The 22058-nt window shown below is 37.4% G+C and carries 16 protein-coding genes; 9 read left to right on the forward strand and 7 right to left on the reverse strand.

The features are described 5' to 3' along the window. Nucleotides 1–89: 89 nt before the first annotated feature. The 5 genes from IPJ80_00125 to IPJ80_00145 form a co-directional block, all read right to left on the reverse strand. Nucleotides 90–1766 (reverse strand): T9SS type A sorting domain-containing protein, encoded by a 1677-nt coding sequence (locus IPJ80_00125; GenBank protein MBK7911886.1) that lies wholly within the window; start codon nt 1764–1766, stop codon nt 90–92. Nucleotides 1767–1971: 205 nt separating this feature from the next. Beyond that, nucleotides 1972–2739 (reverse strand): nucleoside triphosphate pyrophosphohydrolase, encoded by a 768-nt coding sequence (mazG, locus tag IPJ80_00130; protein MBK7911887.1) that lies wholly within the window; start codon nt 2737–2739, stop codon nt 1972–1974. Between the two features lie 887 nt (nt 2740–3626). Continuing rightward, a complete protein-coding gene (gene ribA / locus IPJ80_00135; GenBank protein MBK7911888.1) occupies nt 3627–4220 on the reverse strand; it encodes a GTP cyclohydrolase II in 594 nt (197 codons plus the stop codon). A 359-nt stretch (nt 4221–4579) separates the two neighbouring features. Further along, a complete protein-coding gene (gene smc, locus IPJ80_00140; GenBank protein ID MBK7911889.1) occupies nt 4580–8134 on the reverse strand; it encodes a chromosome segregation protein SMC in 3555 nt (1184 codons plus the stop codon). An 876-nt stretch (nt 8135–9010) separates the two neighbouring features. After that, a complete protein-coding gene (locus tag IPJ80_00145; GenBank protein ID MBK7911890.1) occupies nt 9011–10351 on the reverse strand; it encodes an MATE family efflux transporter in 1341 nt (446 codons plus the stop codon). A gap of 1360 nt (nt 10352–11711) precedes the next feature. Here IPJ80_00145 and IPJ80_00150 point away from each other — a divergent pair. Continuing rightward, nucleotides 11712–12149 carry a hypothetical protein gene (locus IPJ80_00150; protein ID MBK7911891.1) on the forward strand — a complete coding sequence of 146 codons (438 nt, stop codon included), beginning with the start codon at nt 11712–11714 and terminating at the stop codon, nt 12147–12149. A 213-nt stretch (nt 12150–12362) separates the two neighbouring features. On the opposite strand, the gene IPJ80_00155 is transcribed toward IPJ80_00150, so the two are convergent. Both IPJ80_00155 and IPJ80_00160 read right to left on the reverse strand, forming a co-directional pair. After that, nucleotides 12363–12623, reverse strand: a complete 261-nt coding sequence (locus IPJ80_00155) for a DUF2442 domain-containing protein (protein ID MBK7911892.1) — start codon at nt 12621–12623, stop codon at nt 12363–12365. Next, nucleotides 12620–12886: a DUF4160 domain-containing protein gene (locus IPJ80_00160; protein MBK7911893.1), complete on the reverse strand. Its 267-nt coding sequence runs from the start codon at nt 12884–12886 to the stop codon at nt 12620–12622. Before IPJ80_00160 ends, IPJ80_00155 begins: the two co-directional genes overlap by 4 nt. A gap of 1703 nt (nt 12887–14589) precedes the next feature. Between IPJ80_00160 and IPJ80_00165 the strand changes: the two genes are divergently transcribed. The 8 genes from IPJ80_00165 (at nt 14590) to IPJ80_00200 (ending at nt 21876) form a co-directional block, all read left to right on the forward strand. After that, nucleotides 14590–15081, forward strand: a complete 492-nt coding sequence (locus IPJ80_00165; GenBank protein ID MBK7911894.1) for a UpxY family transcription antiterminator — start codon at nt 14590–14592, stop codon at nt 15079–15081. Nucleotides 15082–15450: 369 nt separating this feature from the next. Next, nucleotides 15451–16200 (forward strand): hypothetical protein, encoded by a 750-nt coding sequence (locus IPJ80_00170; protein ID MBK7911895.1) that lies wholly within the window; start codon nt 15451–15453, stop codon nt 16198–16200. Between the two features lie 153 nt (nt 16201–16353). Continuing rightward, nucleotides 16354–17178: a hypothetical protein gene (locus tag IPJ80_00175; protein ID MBK7911896.1), complete on the forward strand. Its 825-nt coding sequence runs from the start codon at nt 16354–16356 to the stop codon at nt 17176–17178. A 168-nt stretch (nt 17179–17346) separates the two neighbouring features. Further along, complete coding sequence (locus IPJ80_00180; GenBank protein ID MBK7911897.1) at nt 17347–18699, forward strand: AAA family ATPase; 1353 nt, start codon at nt 17347–17349, stop codon at nt 18697–18699. Further along, complete coding sequence (locus IPJ80_00185; protein MBK7911898.1) at nt 18696–19316, forward strand: DUF4276 family protein; 621 nt, start codon at nt 18696–18698, stop codon at nt 19314–19316. Before IPJ80_00180 ends, IPJ80_00185 begins: the two co-directional genes overlap by 4 nt. Before the next feature lie 82 nt (nt 19317–19398). After that, nucleotides 19399–20226: a hypothetical protein gene (locus IPJ80_00190; protein ID MBK7911899.1), complete on the forward strand. Its 828-nt coding sequence runs from the start codon at nt 19399–19401 to the stop codon at nt 20224–20226. A 721-nt stretch (nt 20227–20947) separates the two neighbouring features. Next, the gene (locus tag IPJ80_00195; GenBank protein MBK7911900.1) at nt 20948–21595 is read left to right on the forward strand and encodes a hypothetical protein; all 648 of its coding nucleotides are present in this window, start codon (nt 20948–20950) and stop codon (nt 21593–21595) included. A gap of 83 nt (nt 21596–21678) precedes the next feature. Beyond that, on the forward strand, nt 21679–21876 hold the full coding sequence (locus IPJ80_00200; protein MBK7911901.1) for a hypothetical protein: 198 nt from the start codon (nt 21679–21681) through the stop codon (nt 21874–21876). Nucleotides 21877–22058: the final 182 nt, after the last annotated feature.

Genomic DNA, 22058 nt, shown 5'->3' on the forward strand with positions numbered 1-22058 from the left:
AATTACGAATTACGGATTACGAATTATAAGAGTGACGCAAAACTAAACATTCGTAATTCGTAATTCGTAATTTGCAATCCGTAATTAATTTATTTTACTACAAACAATTTTCTTGCAATAACTATCCCTTTTGTGTTTTGTACCTGAAGGGTGTAAACTCCTCTGCTTAAAGTTGTGTGGACATTTTTTAATTCTAAGGTGTTGTTTCCAATGATTACGGGGATTGAATTAATTAATACTTTATTGCCGAGTGTGTTGCAAATAATTATTTTGATGGTTTGATTTTCTGTACTGTAAAATTCAAACTGGCTGTTGGTAGTTAGCGGATTTGGATAAATGGATAGTTGGTTTTGTTGAATGTTTGCATCTGCTGTTGCGCTGATGGTGTCTGGTTTTATAAAACTGTAATACACATCTTGTTCGCCATTGAATGTGGCAACCCAGGCGAGGTGGGCTCCTTTGTTGTCGGAAATCATGTGCAGATAATCTCCTATTTTATTTTGGTTTGGATATCCGACATGTGGATCAAAAGAATCGGATAGTCTTTGATCGGGAGTCCAATGTTGACCGGCATCGTTTGAATAGGAATAATACAAGCTAGACAAATACGTGCCGGGATGATCTCGTGTATCCAGCCAAATGACATCGATGCGTCCATTGGGAGCAACACTCATTGTACCAAACCATTGATAATTTGAATTTGTACGATCCTTATTGATTGCAATGGGTGCAGACCAACTTTCAGCCCGGTCTTCGCTTTTACTAAACAGGATATCGGCATAGTCCCCGTTGTCACGCCTTGAAACAGTGCTCAATAAATACAAATTGCCTCTGCTGCTTTTTGTTGAATGGTCGCTGGCTATCCAAACCTGACCTAATAAACCACCTGGATTGGGTCCAAAATAAGAAGGCAATTGACCCAACAAATCAACGGTATTACTTAAATCCCATTCCACATCCATTCCAGGGATTTTGGCATTTTCAGAGCGATTTACATAAAATTGACTAAAACGCGAGCCTGCTGCATAAAGCGATCCATCCGGTGCCACCGTGACAGTTCCTCTGGTTAAATAGCTTGGAATTACACTGCAGTTTTCAAAACTCAATGCTTTATTTGTAGATCGTGTAAAATTATAATCCGTACAACTCGAATAATCATAATTCCAATACACATACAAATTACCATCTGAAGATTGATTTGTATTATCAACTGTCATCCATTGTTTATCGCCACCATGAGCATAGATTCTGTTGATCCATTTATTCAAGTCGTTTGTTTTGTAAACATCACAGGTAAAATTTCCTGCCAATGCATTGTAATAAAAATTCCCGCGATTGTCAGCACATAAAACGGGATCGGATCTAAATACACCTGCATCCAATGGCATCAAATTTTTCCAAGTCAATCCATTGTCTTCACTCACTCCAATTCCTGCCTGTCGGAAATTACTCAACACATTATCAAACTGCCTCCAACCCATAGCCATTCTGTTAGGATTCTTTGGATCAATTGCAAGGCTCGGCTCATTGGCTGCATCGTTCAGGATGTTTCTTCCATTGGCATCAACATTTACCTGCCGCGTTGTAATTTGAGGTGACGCGAAAAAATAAGCCGGACTGGTTTTTTTCTCGCTTTCCAACATAGGCATGTATGCATCTTGTTTAGTCTCCTGATATTCCACTTCCGGAATATCCTGTGCAAATAAACGGATGCTAACAAAAATGCAGATTGGAATTGCGAATGATTTAATGAATATGCTTTTCAATGTGCTTGTTTGAATGGATTGAAAACTTGAAACCAAATGTAGTTAATTAATTACGAATTATTAATTACGAATTACGAATTATGGGAGCGTAGCGGACATCCCGCGTATTCGCGGGACCTATCTAAATAGAATTACAAGTAATATTAGACTAAGTTTATTAGCATATTCAATTCGTAATCCGTAATTCGAAATTCGTAATTCGAAATTAATAATTCGTAATTGACTTAGCTTCATTCCACAACACATCCATTTCCTCCAAACTCATTTCATCTAATGGTTTGCCGGCATGTTGTTCGATGTATTGAAAACGGTTTTTAAATTTTTGATTTACTTTTTCTAATGCGGTTTCAGGATCTAGTTTTAGGAAACGTGCGTAATTGATCAGGGCAAAAAATACATCGCCCAATTCCAATTCGATTTCGTTTATGCTTGCATTTGAATCTACTGCAGATTTTAATTCTCCCATTTCTTCTTCTACTTTATCCCATACCTGATCAATGTGTTTCCATTCAAAACCAACCTGGCGGGTTTTGTCTTGCATGCGCAATGCTTTTACCATAGCAGGCAATGAGTTTGGAACGCCTTCCAATAAACTCTTTTTACCTTCTTGTCGTTTTAATTTTTCCCAATTCTGTTTTACCTCTTCATCATTCTCCACTTTGACATCTCCGTAAATATGTGGATGGCGGTGAATGAGTTTTTCAGAAATGGTTTCAATGACTTCTTGTAAGGTGAAGGCTTGTTGTTCGCTTCCAATTTTTGAATAAAACAGAATGTGCAAGAGCAGATCTCCTAATTCTTCTTTGATGCCTTTGTAATCTTCCTGAATGATTGCATCTGCTAGTTCGTAGGTTTCTTCTATGGTTAAGGAGCGGAGGCTGTGGATGGTTTGTTTTTTATCCCAGGGACATTTTTCCCTAAGGTCGTCCATGATTTTTACTAAGTTCAAAAAAGCACCGGAGAGTTCTGACATGATTGGATTTAATATGCAAAGTAATGAAATCTGGTTAAAACAGCTGTTTTCAATCTTGGGATCTCTAAGAGGGGCTGAGGGACTGAGGGGCTGGAGGGCTGGAGGGTTGGAGGGTTGGAGGGTTGGAGGGTTGGAGGGTTTAGACTATTAGACTGTTAGACTATTAGACTGTTAGGGAAGAGGGATATTGGGCTGCAAGGCTGTAGGGCTGCATGGCTGTAAGGATAGTTGAATTTTTGGCTACTGACTCCTAACTGCTGACTACTGATTTTTGGACTATTAGACTGTTAGGGAAGAGGGATATTGGGCTGCAAGGCTGTAGGGCTGCATGGCTGTAAGGTAGAGTTGAATTTTTGACTACTGACTCCTAACTGCTGACTACTGATTTTTGGACTGTTAGACTGTTAGGGAGGAGGTGTATTGGTTTGTTGAGCATTTTTTTTGCCGAACGCTGCATCTCGAACGTCCTGATTTTATTCTATCTTTAACTGACTCCTGACCCCTAACTTCTGACTACTGAGCTATGCATAGGTTGAACCTATGTAGGAATGACACATTCTTATTACAATAATCTTATTCAATTTAAATCATGTAATTCCTCATAGGCTGAGCCTATATGATGTTCACGTTTAATATTGTGCTTAACTTAGTTTCATCTTCGATTGAACTAAATGACGTAGGCTAAACCTACGCCAAGCGGAAGCTTTGTTCTTTTGAATTCCTATCGCAGCAAATACACCAATTAAATTTATTGCAAGATTGCAGCATTGCAAAATTGCAGCATTGTAAAATTGCAGCATTGCAAAATTGCAGCATTGTAAAATTGCAGCATTGCAAGATTGCAGCATTGCAAAATTGCAGCATTGCATTAAAGTAGCATTTAGGAATTAGGGAAACAAATGTCCCATCTTTTGGCGTTTGGTGTCGAGGTAGGATTTATTATGTTCATTGGGGAGGGCCAAGAGGGGGATGCGGTCGATTACGTGGATGCCTACTTTTTCGAGGGCGTTGACTTTTGCCGGATTGTTGGTGAGGAGTCGGATTTTTGTGAGTTTGAAAATGCGGAGAATTTCTATGGCTTCGTCGTAATTTCTGAGATCGGGACCAAAGCCCAATGCTTCGTTGGCTTCGACGGTGTCCATTCCCAAATCTTGTTTTTGATAGGCTTCGATTTTATGATGGAGGCCGATTCCGCGCCCTTCTTGTCTTAGGTAGATGATCAATCCACCTTCATCTGCTATCAATTTCATGGATTTATGAAGTTGATAGCCACAATCACAACGAAGGGAACCAAACACATCGCCGGTTAAACATTCGGAGTGGATACGTATTAGTGGTATTTGAAAATTTTCCGGGTCGCCGGATATTAAAACAAGTGCCGGAGCATAGGGGTTTTCCTTATTGGGAAAACTACGGATATCAAAGGGTCCGTAAGTAGTGGGCAAAAAAGCTTCTGTTGATTGACTCATCAATACATTCATTGTTAAACCTCAGACTCAAAACAACGGTCCTTGGGTGAATGTTGAGAAGAGTTTTGGTTATAAGGCAAGAATTAAATCCTCCTAAAGCCGGATCCTTTTCGTTGCCAAAGCATTATCGCCGTACTTAATAGCAATACGGCTGTAGTGATACAGACAATAAACATTTAAAATCCTTTGGTTTTACGTAAGCTTGATTCGAGGCACAATATCTGAAAATAGATTTTGTAAAATCAAGTTTCCGGACGAGATTCTTATATATTTTTTGTCAATATGTGTTATAAATTGGCTTGCACCCAATCAAAGGCAATTCTATCAGGGGATTCTACTCTTGGTTTAAAGCTTTATAAATCTGTTTTTGTTTAATTCGCCATTTCTTCCAATACGATTTCATGACTGTATTTCCTGAAATCGACGGCTGTCACGGACGAAACGCCCTGATCTTCCATATAAACTCCATACAAAACATCGACATCTGCCATGGTCAATTTATTGTGGGTGATGATGATGAATTGGGATTCTTTCGAAAACTTGCGAATGATGAGGTTGAATTTCTCAATGTTGATGTCATCCAATGGAGCATCCACCTCATCAAAAATACAGAATGGGGCTGGCTTGAGTAAGTAGAGTGAGAATAAAAGCGCGATGGCCGTAAGCGTCTTCTCTCCCCCACTCAACTGGGAAATTGATTTAGGTCGTTTTCCTTTAGGTTTGGCAATAATGTCGATGTCGCATTCCAGCGGATCGTTTTCATCTACTAACACCAGATCGCAGTCGTCGTCATCGGTAAACAGACTTCTAAACACAACCTGAAAATGTACACGCACCTGGTTGAAGGCTTGCATAAATCCCTGTGTAGCCGTCTCTTCAATTTCCTTGATGGTTTCCAACAAACTATCCTGTGCTTTTAAAATATCATCGCGCTGCTCCGTGATCTTATCCAACCGGGCTTTCATCTCTTCATAAGCTTCCAATGCCAGCGGATTTACTTCCCCATAATTATCGATCCGGGTTTTGTAATACTGTGATTTGGAAATCAAGGCTTCTAAATCCAAGCCTTCGTCTTCTTCACTTGCAACAAATTCATCAAGCTTTGCCATAAATTCCAGCTCGGCTTTTTCGTAAGCTGATTGTATCCGGAATTTATATTCAGCTTTCTGGTCTTTGATTCCATTAATGGCAGATTGCAACTCGTGAATGGAACGCTGGTGTTGTTTGGCTTTCGCCTCATCTTCTGAAATCCGGTTGCGGGCTTCGTAATAATCGCGCTCGAGCGTGGTTAAATTGGAATCCATATTTTTTCTGAATTCCAGGACTTCAAGCAACTCGCTTTCGTATTGGGTCAGTGAAGTTTCCAGTTCGCCAAGCGATTCAATCAACTCCGTTTGTTTTAATTCGTCGTTGATGGTTTGTGTCTGGAGTTCTTCGATTTGTTTGTTTTTATAATCCAGGTCTTTGTTGATATTCTCAAATCGATTTTGCCATTTAAGCAATTCCAGTTTAGCCTGGTTGTAGATTCCTGTAATTTCTGAAAGTTCGATAGAGACCCGATTGTACACTTCATCCGAACTGTGCAGCGAATGCACCAATTGTTGTTGTCTGTCTTTCAATTCAACAATGCGCTGTTCTTTGCTATTCAACTCCTGAGCGATTTCAGCAGCTTGCATTTTATTGGCTGCAATTCTGCGCTCTAAATCAGCTTTCAAATCCAGATAGTGACTGAGGTGTGTTTGAATCTGAGCAAGCTGTTGCAATTCTTCAGATTCTTTCTTGCGCAATTGCTCAAGTTCTTTCTGGCGATTGTTTAATTCAAAGGTTCGAATTTTATTTTTTAGTTCTGCAAGTTCTTTTTCATTTAGGATGGCCTGTGATTCCAGTTCTTTGATTTCGGCTTCCAGTTTTTCAAGATTTTTCTTGCGCCCCAGTTTCTTTCCTTCAAACAAACCTACCGAACCACCGGTAATGATTTTATTTGCTTTCAGTATGGAACCGCTGACGGAAATGACCGAAACATCATCCGGAAAATGGATCACATCTTCTAAGTGATTGTCATTCTCTAAAATATAAACATCCTTTAACAAATCATGAACCAGGGGTTTGTACATGTCGGTCACTTCCATAATGGAAAGCGCCGGAATACAACCCGGTATGCTGCGTTCAACTGCTTTGCTGTCTCTGAATTTATCCAGTATAAAAAAGTTGGCTTTGCCTTTCGAATTATTAAACAACAAGCGGATGGCTTTCACAGCATCCTCTTCCGTATGGGCTACATAATAATTCAAATAATTTTCGAGGTACAACTCGATGGCAGAACGATATTTTTCAGGCGTGTAGATGATATCCGAAAGTACCGGAACATCTTTGCGCCAATTTTGATTTAAAAACTTAATGGATTCAGGAAAGCCTTCCATTTTCTCAACCATACTCTTGAGCAATTCAAACTCATTTTGCTTGGCATCGCGTTGACGGTGGATGGTAGAAACTTTTTGAGTACAGGCTTCCAATTCAATCTGAACTTGTTCTAATCCCAACAAACGATTTTCTTCGGCAACTTTTACCTGATCAATTTCTGAAAGAACATCTTTTAATTTTACAGAAAGTTCTTTGTGTTGATTTTCTTTATTCTGGTGTTCGTTAAACTTCGACTCGATTTCTTCTTCGCAACGTTTAGAATCTGCGTGCAAGTTTTCGATCCGGTTGTGTTGAATGGCTAATTCTTTTTCAAGTTCGTAGATGGCTGTTTCATTTTCCTGTTTGTCCAATTGAAACTGATCCACTCCGGATTTCAGTAAATTAAATTCAGCTTGTTTGCCGTTAAAAATTTCTTCGTGATTGACTACGGCCTGATCGGCTTCCATCAAACCCAATTCCACTTGAGCTTGTTCGCTTTGGATAGCTGCAACATCCAATTTCAATTGATCCAAACGTCCTGCAGCCTGACTAAGATTTTGGCGAATGGTTTCCAGCTGCGTCGACTGAAATTGTTTTTTCTGTTGGCTAATCTGAATATTGCTTTCCAGTTGACGAATGGTATCCAATACCTCGTTGACTTTCTTTTGAAACTCAGACAGATTTTTTTCCTGATCCAGCTGTGCTTTTTTCTGCGCTTCGATGCTCGCTTCGATGGAATTCAATCCAACTTCTTCATCCTGCAACTTCAGCATTTCTTCCTGGACAGAAGTTTCCAGCACTTCCAGTTTTTCTTTCAAGGTTTTTACTGAAAGAAACTGAGCCAATAATCCGGCAGATTTATATTTTTCTTTGAGTTCGTTGAATTTACGCGTGCGTTTGGCTTGCTTCTCCAATTCGACCAGGTTGGTATTGATCTCAAAAAGCAAGTCTTCAATCCGTGCAAGGTCCTCTTTGGTAGATTTCAGTTTGTTGAGGGTTTCCCGTTTGCGTGCTTTGTATTTAGAAATACCTGCAGCTTGTTCGAACATCTTCCGACGGGCGCTTTCTTTATTGGAAAGCAAATCCTCCACCATGTTTAATGCGATGATGGCGTAAGAGTCCGGGCCAATTCCCGTATCTAAAAACAGCCCGGTAATGTCTTTGAGCCGGCAGGTCACCCCGTTGAGTCGATATTCGCTATCGCCACTGCGGTAAAGCAAACGAGCGATTTCGATGTTTTGATACTCTGTGGGTAGCAGGTTGCGCGTATTCTCAAAATTCAGCGAAACAGAAGCCAAAGGAGCTTCTTTCCGCTTTTTGGTGCCATTAAAAATGACATCCGACATCTGCTCCAGACGGAGCTCGCGGCCCTTTTGTTCGCCCAATACCCAACGGATGGCATCCACGATATTGGATTTACCCGAACCATTCGGTCCGACGATGCCAGTAACGGATTCATTGAAGTGAATGACCGTCTCATCCGCAAAACTTTTAAAGCCTTTTATGGTGAGGTTTTTCAATCTCATGCCGCAAAAATATAGATTAATTTAATATAAATAATTTCTATATGTGTGGCAAGCTCCTTTGCAAACATCTGTATATCAATCACATATAATTATTTATACTATTTTGGAGCGCCACTATCAAGGGTTTATGAATAGATAAAAAAAGTATAGAAATTTTTAGGAGGGGGGCTGAAGGGCTGTTAGACTGTTGGGCTGTTGGGCTGTTGGGCTGTTGGACTGTTGGGCTGTTAGGGAGGAAAGTTATTGGTATGATGAGCATTTTTTTAAATTTTTGACTACTGACTCCTAACTGCTGACTACTGATTTTGGGGCTGTTGGGCTGTTGGGCTGTTGGGCTGTTGGACTGTTGGGCTGTTAGGGAGGAAAGTTATTGGTATGATGAGCATTTTTGAATTTTTGACTACTGACTCCTAACTGCTGACTACTGATTTTGGGACTGTTGGGCTGTTGGGCTGTTAGACTGTTGGGCTGTTGGGCTGTTAGACTGTTGGACTGTTGGGCTGTTGGGCTGTTGGGTTGAGGGAGTGAATGCTAGTAATGGAATTTGGAATTTAATGAAGCAAAATGTCATGCCCCTTTTAAGCGATTTGGGGTTCAGAGTGCAGTTTAATTATTTCTATAAATTAAAATTGCATACAGAATCATTAAATGAAGTAAAAAGTTAGGCATTCTTCATTCCACTCATGTTTGCTCGAACCCCAAACCCCTTGAAAGGGGCTTTAGTTTTGAGTGTGGAGTAAAATATTTTTTTTTTCAAATTTCATTTGAATCCAGAGTCATTCGATGAAGTAATATGTGAAGCCCCTTTCAAGGGGTTTGGGGTTCAGATTGCAGTTTAATTATTACTACAAATTAAAATCAGACTCATTCACCAAATCATATTTTCAAGAAATTCCAATGGCCGGAGGTGATGACACGGTAGGATAGAAATCCCTGGATGAGCCAGTAGGCTATTTCGGCAGACCAGGCCAGGGCGAGTCCGTTGACGGGGTCTTTGACTGCAAAGAAGGCGATGGTCAGGTAGGTTGCGCAGGCGATTGCCTGGATGGTGAGGCCTTTGAGGGTTTCGCCGGTCCCACTGACGCCGTTGCAGTACATGGTGGTGATGCTGTAAACCAATAAGATGCACAGGAGGATGCGGAAATACGGTACGGCATCCTGAATGAGGGAGATGTCGTGATGGCCTAACAAAGGGGCCATAAAGGTCAATGGAAACAAAAGGAATGGGATTGAAATCACTGCGGTGGTTGCAAATGCTACCATGGAAGAATGGAAGACTAGCTTAAGCACGCGCTGGTGTCGTTTCTTACCGATGGTATTGCTGACCAGGGTATTGATGCCGGTGGAATAGCCCCAACAGGGAATGGCTAAGACGAGGTAAGCGATTCGGAGTAAATTGGAAATAGCGAGTTGCCGCTCCCCTAGTTTTTCGATGAAGGAAAAGAATAAAAACCAGGAACCGATGGCCAATAAAGATTGAAGCAAGATGGTAAAGCTGATGGAGTTGATGGTCTTAATCCACGAAAACTCAAAATGCGGAATTTTCCAGAGTTGGAATTTGTGGAGTTCCTTGTCGAAAATCATATAGGTCAGAAAGACCACAAAAGCAACGATCTCTGAGATCGCGCTGGCTAATCCCGCACCTGCGATACCCATTTCCGGAAATCCGTGTTTGCCGAAAACCAATAAATACCCTAAAACGATGTTGAGGGTACAAAGCACCACGGTATCAATCAAAATGAACTTGGGTCGTTTGATGCCAATGTAGAGGGACACTAATGCCAATCCGACGTAAGCGAAAATCAATCCGATGATGCGTTGATCGAGAAACAGGATGGATTTATTAAGTATGACTTCGGATTGTACAAAGACAGAGAGTATGGGTCGCGCAGCAAAGTAGAGTAAGCTAAACACGATCACCCCGAGGATGAGTTCGTAAATGAGGATGGCATAAAAGTACTTGCGGACAAAGTCGTAATTCTTCTCCCCAAACTTCCGGGCGATGAGGATTTGTCCGCCTTTGCTGAAACCGAAGGCAATGGCCGCGACGACCAGATAAAACACCGAAACAAACCCAGCGGCTGCAAAATCGTGGACGTCATAATAGTATAAAAACATGCTATCGGTCAAAGCGATGATATTCTGGGCTGCACTCCCAATCATCATAGGCAGCGAAAGCCTAAAGACATTTTTCACATTAAACCAAAACTCGTGCAAGTTTGAATATTTTGGGCAAGATAGGGAAATGCTGGAATCTTCGAATGTTACAATTTTGCGATGCTGCAATGCTGCAATCTTGAAATACTAGAATGCTGATTTAGACTGACCTCTGACTGCTGAACCCTAACTGCTGAATTTCTTACTGACTACTAATTGCTGACCACTGACTGCTGGATTCTTGACCACTGACCGCTGTATTCTGGCACGATACTCCGTAGATACTCCGTACATATCCCGTACATACTCCCAGGATACTTGCTTGTAATAGCGTCAAATGCCGAGAAAGCACGGAAAATGACGGAAAACGTGCAATAAAATAGCAATTTTCAAACTAAAGTACACTCAATAAAATCCTGCAATGTTGCGATTTTGTAATACTGCAATCCTCTCGCTGGGCGTAAGCTAAGCCTACGGATCAGTACTCAACAGTTAGGAGTTAGGAGTCAGACAAAATCAAATCATACGCTGCATTTCGAACGGTCCTGATTTTAATTTATCTTTTTTGAATTTTACACCTTATTCTACATTTCTGAATACTGACCTCTAACTACTGACCACTAATTTTTGCTGGGCGTAGGAAGGTAAAAAACAGATGTCTTCAATTGATGATCCGAACAACAAGGGGTATTGTTCTTTTGCATTCGCCCAAAAGAACCAAAAGGCTTGTTCGAAATGAAGGCGTTTTTGCTAAGCTCGAGCTTCAGCTCAAATTTTTCACACGCTTTTGGTGGTTATGCAAATGCGTCAGTTTTACATCTAATAGAATACTTAGTTTAACTTGGCTCTGAAAAATTTTCGCCGCACGCTGCATTTCGAACGGTCCTGAATCTATTTTATCTTTTTTTAAATTTTACTCCTTATTCTGCATTTCTGAATACTGAATACTAACTACTGACCACTAATTTTTGCTAGGCGTAGGCTTAGCCTACGTCTTAATCATGAATCGAAAATTAATCAAATAAATTTCAATTATAAAGGGGACATGCATAGGTTGAACCTATGGAGGAATGAAATAAATTGAAGCAAAATTATTCTTCTATATAAAACATGCATTTCTTCATAGGCTAAGCCTATTTGATGACCGCTTTTTATTTCAAGTTTAACTTAGTTCATCTAGGATTGAAAATTAGGACGTAGGCTAAGCCTACGCCCAGCGAAGTAGGGTAAAAAACAGGTGCCTTCAATTGTTGACACGAATAACAAGGGGCTTTGTTCTTTTGCATTCGCCCAAAACCAAAAGGCTTGTTCGAAATGAGGGCGTTTTTGCTGAACTCAAGCATCAGCTCAAATTTTTCTCACGCTTTTGGTGATTATACAGATGCGTCAGTTTTACAACTAATAGAATACTTAGTTTAACTTGGCTCTGAAAAATTTTCGCCGCACGCTGCATTTCGAACGGTCCAGAATTTATTTTATCCCTAGTAGAAAAAAATTCCTGGTACGAAATGCTGGCGCAAAGGCTAACCCGCGCACCCCTCCGTTCTTTTGCATTCGCCCAAAAGAACCAAAAGGCTTGTTCGAAATGAAGGCGTTTTTGCTAAGCTCGAGCTTCAGCTCAAATTTTTCTCACGCTTTTGGTGGTTATTCAAATGCGGCAGTTTTACAACTAATAGAATACTTTTTAAACTTGGCTCTGAAAAATTTTCACCGCACGCTGCATTTCGAACGTCCTGAATTTATTTTATCCAGAGCGGAAAAGAATTCCTGGTACGAAATGCTAGCGCAAAAGCTAACCCGCGCACCCCTCCGTTCTTTTGCATTCGCCCAAAAGAACCAAAAGGCTTTTTCGAAATGAAGGCGTTCCTGCAGTACTCAAGCCTCAGTTCAAATTTTTCTCACGCTTTTGGTGGTTATGCAAATGCGTCAGTTTTACAACTAATAGAATACTTAGTTTAACTTGGCTCTGAAAAATTTTCGCCGCACGCTGCATTTCGAACGGTCCTGATTGAATTTTATCTTTAGTTAAATTTAATTCTTTATACCAACTATTGACCCCTGACTCCTAAACTTATTTTTTTACCAATTCAAGTTTACTTTTAGCTGCAAGTTCATATAGGAATTCGGGTGAAAAATCTGCTCCATTTGGCCAACAGATCGTCCATGTGTCCAGTGTAAATTTTTTAAAGTAGTCAATATTATTTAGAGGTTCAAAAATTTCACCATATAATTCATTTTCAAGATCAACCTCGCCTGTTAATCCATCATTAAATTTTAAACTTAACTTAAAGCTTTCAAGGTGCTTTGCATCAATAACTCTAATTACATTCATAATTCATCCTTTAAAGGTTCTATTTTGTTTAATGATTTTCTCAATTGTGAAAGTTCCCAATTATAAATGAGTTCTGATTTATGTAAGTCAAGCCATTCAAATATTAAATTTAACTGTTTTCTGGGCATTTCACCTTTTACCATTCCATCTTCAATACTAATTACAGCAGTAAAATCTTGATATTCAACATGAAAATGTGGTGGATTGTGTTCGTTGTAATACATTTTAATAATTATTCCAAAAAATCTGGAAATCTCTGGCATTCTGTAAATTTAAACAAAAATAATATTTTTAAAAAATTAAATTTATATCAATATTCTGCAATTTTGACTACTTAGCTCTAAATGCTGAATGTCCGGTAGTCAGCAATTAGGGGTCAGTAGCTTGGTGTTTATTGTCAATAGCAAAAGAATTCCTGGTACGAAATGCTGACGCAAAGGCTAACCCTCACACCCCTCCGTTCTTTTGCATTCGCCCAAAAGAACCAAAAGGCTTGTTCGAAATGAAGGCGTTTTTGCTGAACTCAAGCATCAGCTCAAATTTTTCTCACGCTTTTGGTGGTTATTCAAATGCGACAGTTTTACAACTAATAGAATACTTAGTTTAACTTGGCTCTGAAAAATTTTCGCCGCACGCTGCATTTCGAACGTCCTGAATTTATTTTATCCAGAGCGGAAAAGAATTCCTGGTACGAAATGCTGGCGCAAAGGCTAAACCTCACACCCCTCCGTTCTTTTGCATTCGCCCAAAAGAACCAAAAGGCTTGTTCGAAATGAAGGCGTTTTTGCTAAGCTCGAGCTTCAGCTCAAATTTTTCTCACGCTTTTGGTGGTTATACAAATGCGCCAGTTTTACATTTAATAGAATACTTAGTTAAACATGGCTCTGAAAAATTTTCGCCGCACGCTGCATTTCGAACGGTCCAGAATTTATTTTATCCCTAGTAGAAAAAAATTCCTGGTACGAAATGCTGGCGCAAAGGCTAACCCTCACACCCCTCCGTTCTTTTGCATTCGCCCAAAAGAACCAAAAGGCTTGTTCGAAATGAAGGTGTTTTTGCTAAGCTCGAGCTTCAGCTCAAATTTTTCACACGCTTTTGGTGGTTATGCAAATGCGTCAGTTTTACAACTAATAGAATACTTAGTTTAACTTGGCTCTGAAAAATTTTCGCCGCACGCTGCATTTCGAACGGTCCTGAATTTATTTTATCCAGAGCGGAAAAGAATTCCTGGTACGAAATGCTAGCGCAAAAGCTAACCCGCGCACCCCTCCGTTCTTTTGCATTCGCCCAAAAGAACCAAAAGGCTTGTTCGAAATGAAGGCGTTCCTGCAGTACTCAAGCCTCAGCTCAAATTTTTCTCACGCTTTTGGTGGTTATGCAAATGCGTCAGTTTTACAACTAATAGAATACTTAGTTTAACTTGGCTCTGAAAAATTTTCGCCGCACGCTGCATTTCGAACGTCCTGAATTTATTTTATCCAGAGCGGAAAAGAATTCCTGGTACGAAATGCTAGCGCAAAAGCTAACCCGCGCACCCTTCCGTTCTTTTGCATTCGCCCAATAGAAAACCAAAAGGCTTGTTCGAAATGAAGGCATTTTTGCTAAGCTCGAGCTTCAGCTCAAATTTTTCACACGCTTTTGGTGGTTATGCAAATGCGTCAGTTTTACAACTAATAGAATACTTAGTTTAACTTGGCTCTGAAAAATTTTCGCCGCACGCTGCATTTCGAACGGTCGATTTTAATTTACTTCTATATCCTACATTCAAGCCAACATTTCGTCAATCTAACAGCCTAACAGTCTATCAGTCTAACAGCCCTCCAGCCTTGCAGCCCAATATCCCTCTTCCCTATCAGTCTAACAGTCTAATAGTCTAACAGCCTTAAATCCTTTTAAGAAAAAATTAACAAACAGATTGTAAAAATTAACAAGTACTTGCTATCTTCGCTGAACAACCAACCCGTGTATGCCCATCTGGAGAGTATTATACATCCAAAGCAGGTATGAATTTAAAGTCGAGCAGCAATTGGAGAAGCTCGGCATCCGGCATTATTTACCAAAAATAGAAGTGAAGCGGGCTTGGTCGGACCGGATTAAAAAAATGAAGGTGCCGGCGTTTCCGAGTTATTTATTTGTGTGCAATGAAGCCAAAGACCGCAATGCGGTGTTTCAGGCAAAGGGGGTAATGCATTATGTGAAGCATGAAAACCGCGATGCGGTATTGGATGAGAAAGAAATGAACTTACTCCAAACGAGTCAGTCGTTGCTTATCCCCTCCTCGCTTCAACCATTAAAAAAACTAAAAGGACAATTTGTAAAAATCCGCTCCGGATTGCTTGCCGGTCAGAGCGGACTGCTTATGGATTTTTTAGGCAAGAAAACCGTACAACTCAAATTGGAGCAATGGTCTATGGGATTTCTGATTGAAATGCCTCTGGATGATTTGCAGTTTGGGTGATGCGTTAATATTTAATTTTTACAAATAGTTTTATTCGGCCTTTGCAATAATTTTTGTGAGTGGTTGCGGCGAAGCCGTATTTAATTGCAATAAATTGACTATAATTTATCTACTTTATCCCAAACAGATTCTTATAAAATAAATAATAATTTACTGAATGGTGGTATAGATTTAAATTAAATCTATCAAATTATAGGATACCACTAAATTAATACCATAGAGATTTACATTCATATCATAGATATGGATTGTCGGAAAATCGCGAATCAGTTAGACCAAATGGACCTTCATACATAAGCCGCTTAGCGCAATTATTGCGTAGATTTGTATGTTATAGGAGACCTAAAGATCAATTAAAAACTCAATTTTATGAATCTAATAAATTGGAAATTCCTTGCATATATTGGAAATAACATTTACGTCAGGCGAACATATATCTATTTATTTATTATCCCTCTAATCGTTTCAATAATTACAAAATTAGATTTTTTAAAATCAGCTGATTTAATTCCATTCAACTGGCAATTGCTGTTTTTAAGTGCAATTCTATTCACATTAGGAACATTAATTTTCCAAATATTCGCTCCTTTAATTATAAAGGAAAATTCTACTTATTCAGATTTTATTAGTAATGGAAGAATTTTTTGGCATTTAAACAAGTACAGCGAGGATCTTAAAATTCCCTTTGATGAATTCAATTTAAAATATAGGAATTTTAGAAAGGAAAATCCATTATCAGACCAAAGTAAAGAATATATGGATGCATTCATGCGGACTTTACCAGCTGACAAGATTGAAAAATTTAATTTTATTAGAAAATATTATGACGATCAAGAATCAAAGAGACCGACATGGTCAAATAGCTATGAAACAGGAAGTGACGAGGTAAAATTTGAAAGAATAAAATTGAATGAACAATTGAATCAACGAATTGAAAATGAAAATTTGAAGGTCTCATTTTGGAATATACTTGAATATAGCAAAACAACAAGGTTCTGGGCTAGAATATCTTGCTTTGTATTTTTTTCTATTGGACTGTTGTGTTTCGTGCTAGTAACAATAAATAGTATTTTAGTTGTTTTTCAAATTAATGGATTAGAAATATTCAAATGGAAATAGAAAAGGCCTCCTATAACATGAGATTTAAGCAAGCAGAGCATAAATCTTTTAATCAAGAAAAATTCGTAAATTTGGCTTGAGTTTGTATCTTTTGGCAATCATCGAAAATGCTCTGCCTGCTTCAATCTCTGGCCGTTCTGTGATATTAAAAATATGATGAGACTCAATTTTTATTTACTTATTATAATTTTAAATTGTTCTTGTAACAAGCAAAAAAAACTCTATGATGAAATTCATCTATCAACTCACTCTGATAGCTCTTATATTCAATTAATTGTGTCAAGTGATTCAATAATATTTTTACAATTAGAACGTGGCGAATGTGATGGATATGGCTCGTGCAAATATGGGCCCAAATATTATGCTCAGGTTTCTAAACAGAATCAAATATTTAAACTTATAAATGAAGAAGCTCAAAGAATACTGTCAGATACTTTTCGACTTGAAAGAATAATGATAACGCATGCTTCAACTTCGAGTTTAAAATTTTTATTGAAGGATAGTCTAATTAATAATTTTCGGTATTATGGTTCAGAATCAAATTGTAGAGATCTTGTAGAAATAGAAAAAAAATTACTCAAGATAATTAGTCAGGCAAACAGAATTAATTTATTAACTACAGAAAATCTTTTAGATATTTCTGATATGGCAAATATTGATTCAATACGAATAGATAAATTGAAACCAATTGAAATTGATGGCTATAAAGGAAAGTATACTAATTATATTGTTGACTATGAAATCGGGAGAATAAAACGAAAAGGTCATATTGATACAGTTATAAATATTATAAAAAATCAAAAAATATTAGATACAATTCAAAGAAAAAATCATGGTAAGTTTATTCCTAAATATGAGTTTAGTTTTTATCGAAATAAACTTATTTGTTTTCAACTAGAAACTGATTTAAGAATAATGCCTTATTCATGGCTTCAAGTACTAAAGTTTGATAGTCTATTGATCAAAAATTTCAATTAACATCACATAACATAGCACTTACGATCATGCCGCCAATAAATTTAATGTTCACTTTCGGCTGAAAATAAAATACTATTTCTTACTTTTGGTTACCAAACATGACGGCACATCGCAAGTACCCTCATGTTAGGCGTAATTATAGAAAGACAACAAATAGAATAATTTGCAATGATAACAAAAATAGAAGTTGACGGATTCAAATCTCTTTCGGAGTTCGAACTAAAACTGAAGTCAGGTTTGAATATACTTGTTGGACCTAATGGTGCCGGAAAAACAAACATTATTCTCTTTTTTGAATTCCTTTCTAAAATTGCCAACAACTCAATTGGACATGCCGTAAGTTCAATCGGAGGAGCAGGTTCTATATTCAAAAAAATAGGTAAAGAAGAGTATCAGGACACAATAAAATTTAAAATATTCGGCTCGTCTCAAGCCGAAGCAAACACTTTTATTATTTATGAATACACGACAATAATAAAGTCGTCATTTTCAAAAGACGATATATACTTTGACTACCAAGACATCAAAGTTAGAACTGCTACCAAATTTTGGGCAGACCCTGACGAAATAAAAGGAAAAACAGTTTGGGACTTCCATCTTGAATTTCAATATAAAGCATCCGAAAAACCAATCGTAACAATACATGAGTTGAATAGAAAAAAATTCAAACCTCGGTTCTTTTTTAATCCAAATGACAAAGAAGAGGACTTTGAAAAGGGGTTTAAAGAATTCATTACTCAAAATGACCCATCAGCTAGAATAATTGTTGCTCCACTTTTTCCAATAATAGAGTCAGCAAACATAATAATAAACGATATTTTAGGAGGGGAGTCATTTAATGTCGTGCCGAGTAAAGTTAAGGAGCAAGAGGATGCAGCAACGCCACCTGGAATTAAGAAGGACGGTTCAGGTTTAGCAACAACACTTTATGCATTAAAGAAAAGTAAACCTTTTAGCCAAGTTGTAGAATTTAGATTTCATTATTTCATTGAGAGACCAGAAAGAAATTATGACCCAAAATCATTAAAAAAAATAATTTCATATTTAAAACTCGCTAACAAAACAATAGTTGATTTAACTGTGGACAATGACCCTTTTGACAATAGGTTGATTGTGCGAATTTTTATAAAAACTGGTTCATATGATGCTGTTCTACCTCTTTCATCAATGTCTGATGGAACAATTAAATGGCTGACTTTAATAACAGCAATACTAACTTCAAAAACTATTTTTTCAATTGAGGAACCTGAAAATTTCTTGCATCCTTGGATGCAAGCCGAAATTGCAAAAATAATGAGAGAGCATATCGAACAAAAGAAGAATCATTCTTTTATAATCATGACTACCCACAGTGAATCACTTCTCAATTCAAGCAATCCAGAAGAAGTTATTCTAGTTGACCTAGTGGAGGGTAAAACTTCAGCAAGAAGAATTGCAAATATTCAAGCCTTAAAAGAGGAAATTTCTCAGTCTGGGTTTGGTTTAGGTCATTTTTACTTTTCAGATTCTTTTGAGGCATGATGAATCCTGCATTTATAGTTGATGGTTTCACCGAACGAAATATTATTCAAAATATCTGTCCAGGTGCTCCAATTCGAAGAACAGACTTAAATGGAAAAGATGTTTCCATTGAGGCTATGGCAAAAAAAATCGCATCATTAATAAAAGTATTGAATAATCGACATTACCCTGTAATTATATTGGTTGATAAAGAATCAAGAAATATATCATGCAAGGAAATGATAGCTAAGCTTGAAGAGTCAATTAAAAAAGAGGGCATTAATAACCTTGACCTAAGAGTTGGAGTTGCAGATAGAATGTTAGAAAATTGGATTCTTGCCGACTGGGACAAACTAAAGAGTAAAAAGGGAAAACCATTAAACACAGACTGCATAAATGGTTGCGGGAAACTTAAAGAAGTAATTGGTTCTTATGGCAAGACGACTGATTGCGTTGATATGTTCTTAAATGCTGACATTAAAAAGATGTATAAAAATTCTCCCAGCTTCAAAGTATTTGCAGACAAAATTGCAGACATTAATTGCGACTATATAAACAAGCTTGGAATAACTACGCCTAACAGCATCTTGCCAAAAGCGAGGCGGACGTTGATGCAGAAACTTTTCGGCTCCGGATAACCTTTAGTCGTAGGTTGACAGATGGTGCTTCGAAAGTCCCGCCTTCTGCAAGCTGCGAACCGTTATCCTTAATTATAATTAAATGACAAGCCTACCTTCCACAACAAAAATTAATGGATATTTCATTTTTGAATCATTAGAAGATGACAGAACTACAATTGCCATTGGTAAAGTAATTGATGGTCTTAGAGATAAAGATCTTACCCAGTTCTATTATGTGAAAATAATAAACAAAGAACATCTAATAAACGGAATAAGAAAAATTAAGGATGCAGATAACTTATTCCCTTTAATCCATATAGCTGCACACGGAAATGAAGATGGAACTGGAATTAAACTTCTTGAAGATGAAATTCTTTGGTCCGAATTGACGAAAGAGCTTAGTGAAATGAACACAAGGGCAAAAAACACTACGATATTAATTATGGCCTTGTGTAAAGGAGCCCTAATTAGGACTGAATTCTTTAACACAATAAGATCGCCTTACTTTTTGATGATTGGTCCAAGGTATGATATAAATTGGAATAAGCTTGACAGATGTCTTTTTGAATTTTATAAAATATTAATCCCTACCTATGATCTTGGAAAAGCATTTGAAGAGATACCAAAACATAATGGGGGATTTCAGCCATTTGACTATTTGAACAGTGTAGGAGCATACCAAAAATTAATATCCAAATTCAAAGAAAAAATTAATGAAGGACAATTTAAACATGAATTATTGAATAGATACAAAGATTTAGAAGGAAAGAAAGCAGATTCAGAATTCAAAAGAAAAGTTGAAGAAATAGAATATCAAAAAGAAATAATTTCTAAATCATTGGAGATAATGAAGAATCATTGGTTTATGATTGATTTATATCCAGAAAATGCAGAACGATTCAAAAATTTAGAAACAAAAATTGAATAAATAAGGATAACAATGTACTGTACTACAGACTCCCTATCGGTCGTCCGTCGCCAGTACTAAACGTTATAGACCATTAAAATAAAAACATGTCTTTTTCAAAATTGATTTTGTTATTAGTCGCTCTAACCATCTTTATAAGATGTAATACAAATGATGATAAATCATGCAATCACTTATTCAAACAAATTTCCGGAAATGAATGTAGTTTGATTAACAACAATCCCAGTTCGAAATACTTTAACTTAAATGTAGGCAAGGTTATTGAGATTGAATCTTGGAAAATACCGCAAATTAAGGATAACTGCGACTCAATATTACTGAATTCAGGTATTAAACTTTTCAATACTAGTCCTGATACAATAAATTGTTTGGTATTGCAATCAATACAACATCAAATTCCTTTATATATAAATATTAGGTTGGTTTCAAATGATTCAATTCTAATTCCAGAAACCATTTTTAATTGTTCACATCTAGGAGATATTATATTTATGGACTAAATAAATATCCTATAATCGAGTAAACGGCCCCTGCCAGATGCCTTTATCAGTGTACGCCTCCTACACCACTCCTGAAATACAGGATAAACTTTGCGTTCAAGTCACAATTACAGCGGTTAGCAAAGTCATAGTCTGATAATTTAACATTTTAGAGGTAAATTTGTCTATTAACACAATATCTTCAACATAGCTCTGCGTTTGAGGCCATAAATTGCATTCCTATGAAATTTCTTAAATTAACACTATTAATTTTTTATTTAGTCACTTCATCCTGCAACAACCATTCTGAAGACAAATTTGAAAATTACTATGAGATCATAGATGATTTCATTAGAATGCAAATTGTCGATACGAGCAGAATCATTGAATTAGATTTAATAAAAGTAGCTCAAGATTCATTTGATTATGACAAATGGCGGGATAACAATAATTGCTTAACATCTCCGCTACCACCCCCGTTAAGACCTATTGGGGTCGTTTCAATCTCAAAAGACCTGCTTAGATCCTATAATTTAAAAGGATTAATAGACAAAGGAGACATTGACTATATGTATAATCAAATTACAAGCTTTAAAGACAGTCTTCTAAATCCTAATAAAATAAACGGCAAAACAATTCAAGCATCGACCCTAGATTCTATTAGACAGTTTAGTCCCCCCTATGATTTTTTTATTGTTCTTGAAAAAACCTATAAAGCACATGCCCTGATTAAATTTTCAAACCCTATCATTTCATTAGATCATAAAACGATGCTATTTGATATGGAACTTTATTGTGGTGGTGAATGTGGTATGGGAATACGATACATTTTAAGAAAAGAAAACAATAAATGGAGAATTAAATACCAGAAACGGACTTGGATCAGTTGAAAATTAAGTTCGCTAGTCAAAAATAGACATCGCAACTTATACTTATTTTTTAAGGAACAGCATCTAAATTACGAATTATATAAATGCTCCCCTACCCAATCCCCATCATTCTAATCCTTCTTGCTTCCTGCACGAATCTTCCCAACAATAAAATAAAGCCAACTTCTACAACACAATTGCCTTCCAATGATCCAAAGTATGTCTGGACCAAAATTGCAGACAGTGCGGACTGGAAGAAAAGTTATAATTTTCAACTGTTTAGTATTGGTGACAGCTTTTGAGCTATTAAGCTATTAAGCTGTTAAGCTTTTAAGCTGTTAAGCTTTTAAGCTGTTAAGCTTTTAAGCTGTTAAGCTTTTAAGCTGTTAAGCTTTTAAGCTGTTAAGCTTTTGAGCTTGTTAGCTTTTTAGCTTATCAGCTTGTTAGCTTTTTAGAATAATGGATATCTTTAATGCATTTTACT

The sequence above is a fragment of the Saprospiraceae bacterium genome (genome assembly GCA_016714025.1).
Classification (GTDB): domain Bacteria; phylum Bacteroidota; class Bacteroidia; order Chitinophagales; family Saprospiraceae; genus Vicinibacter.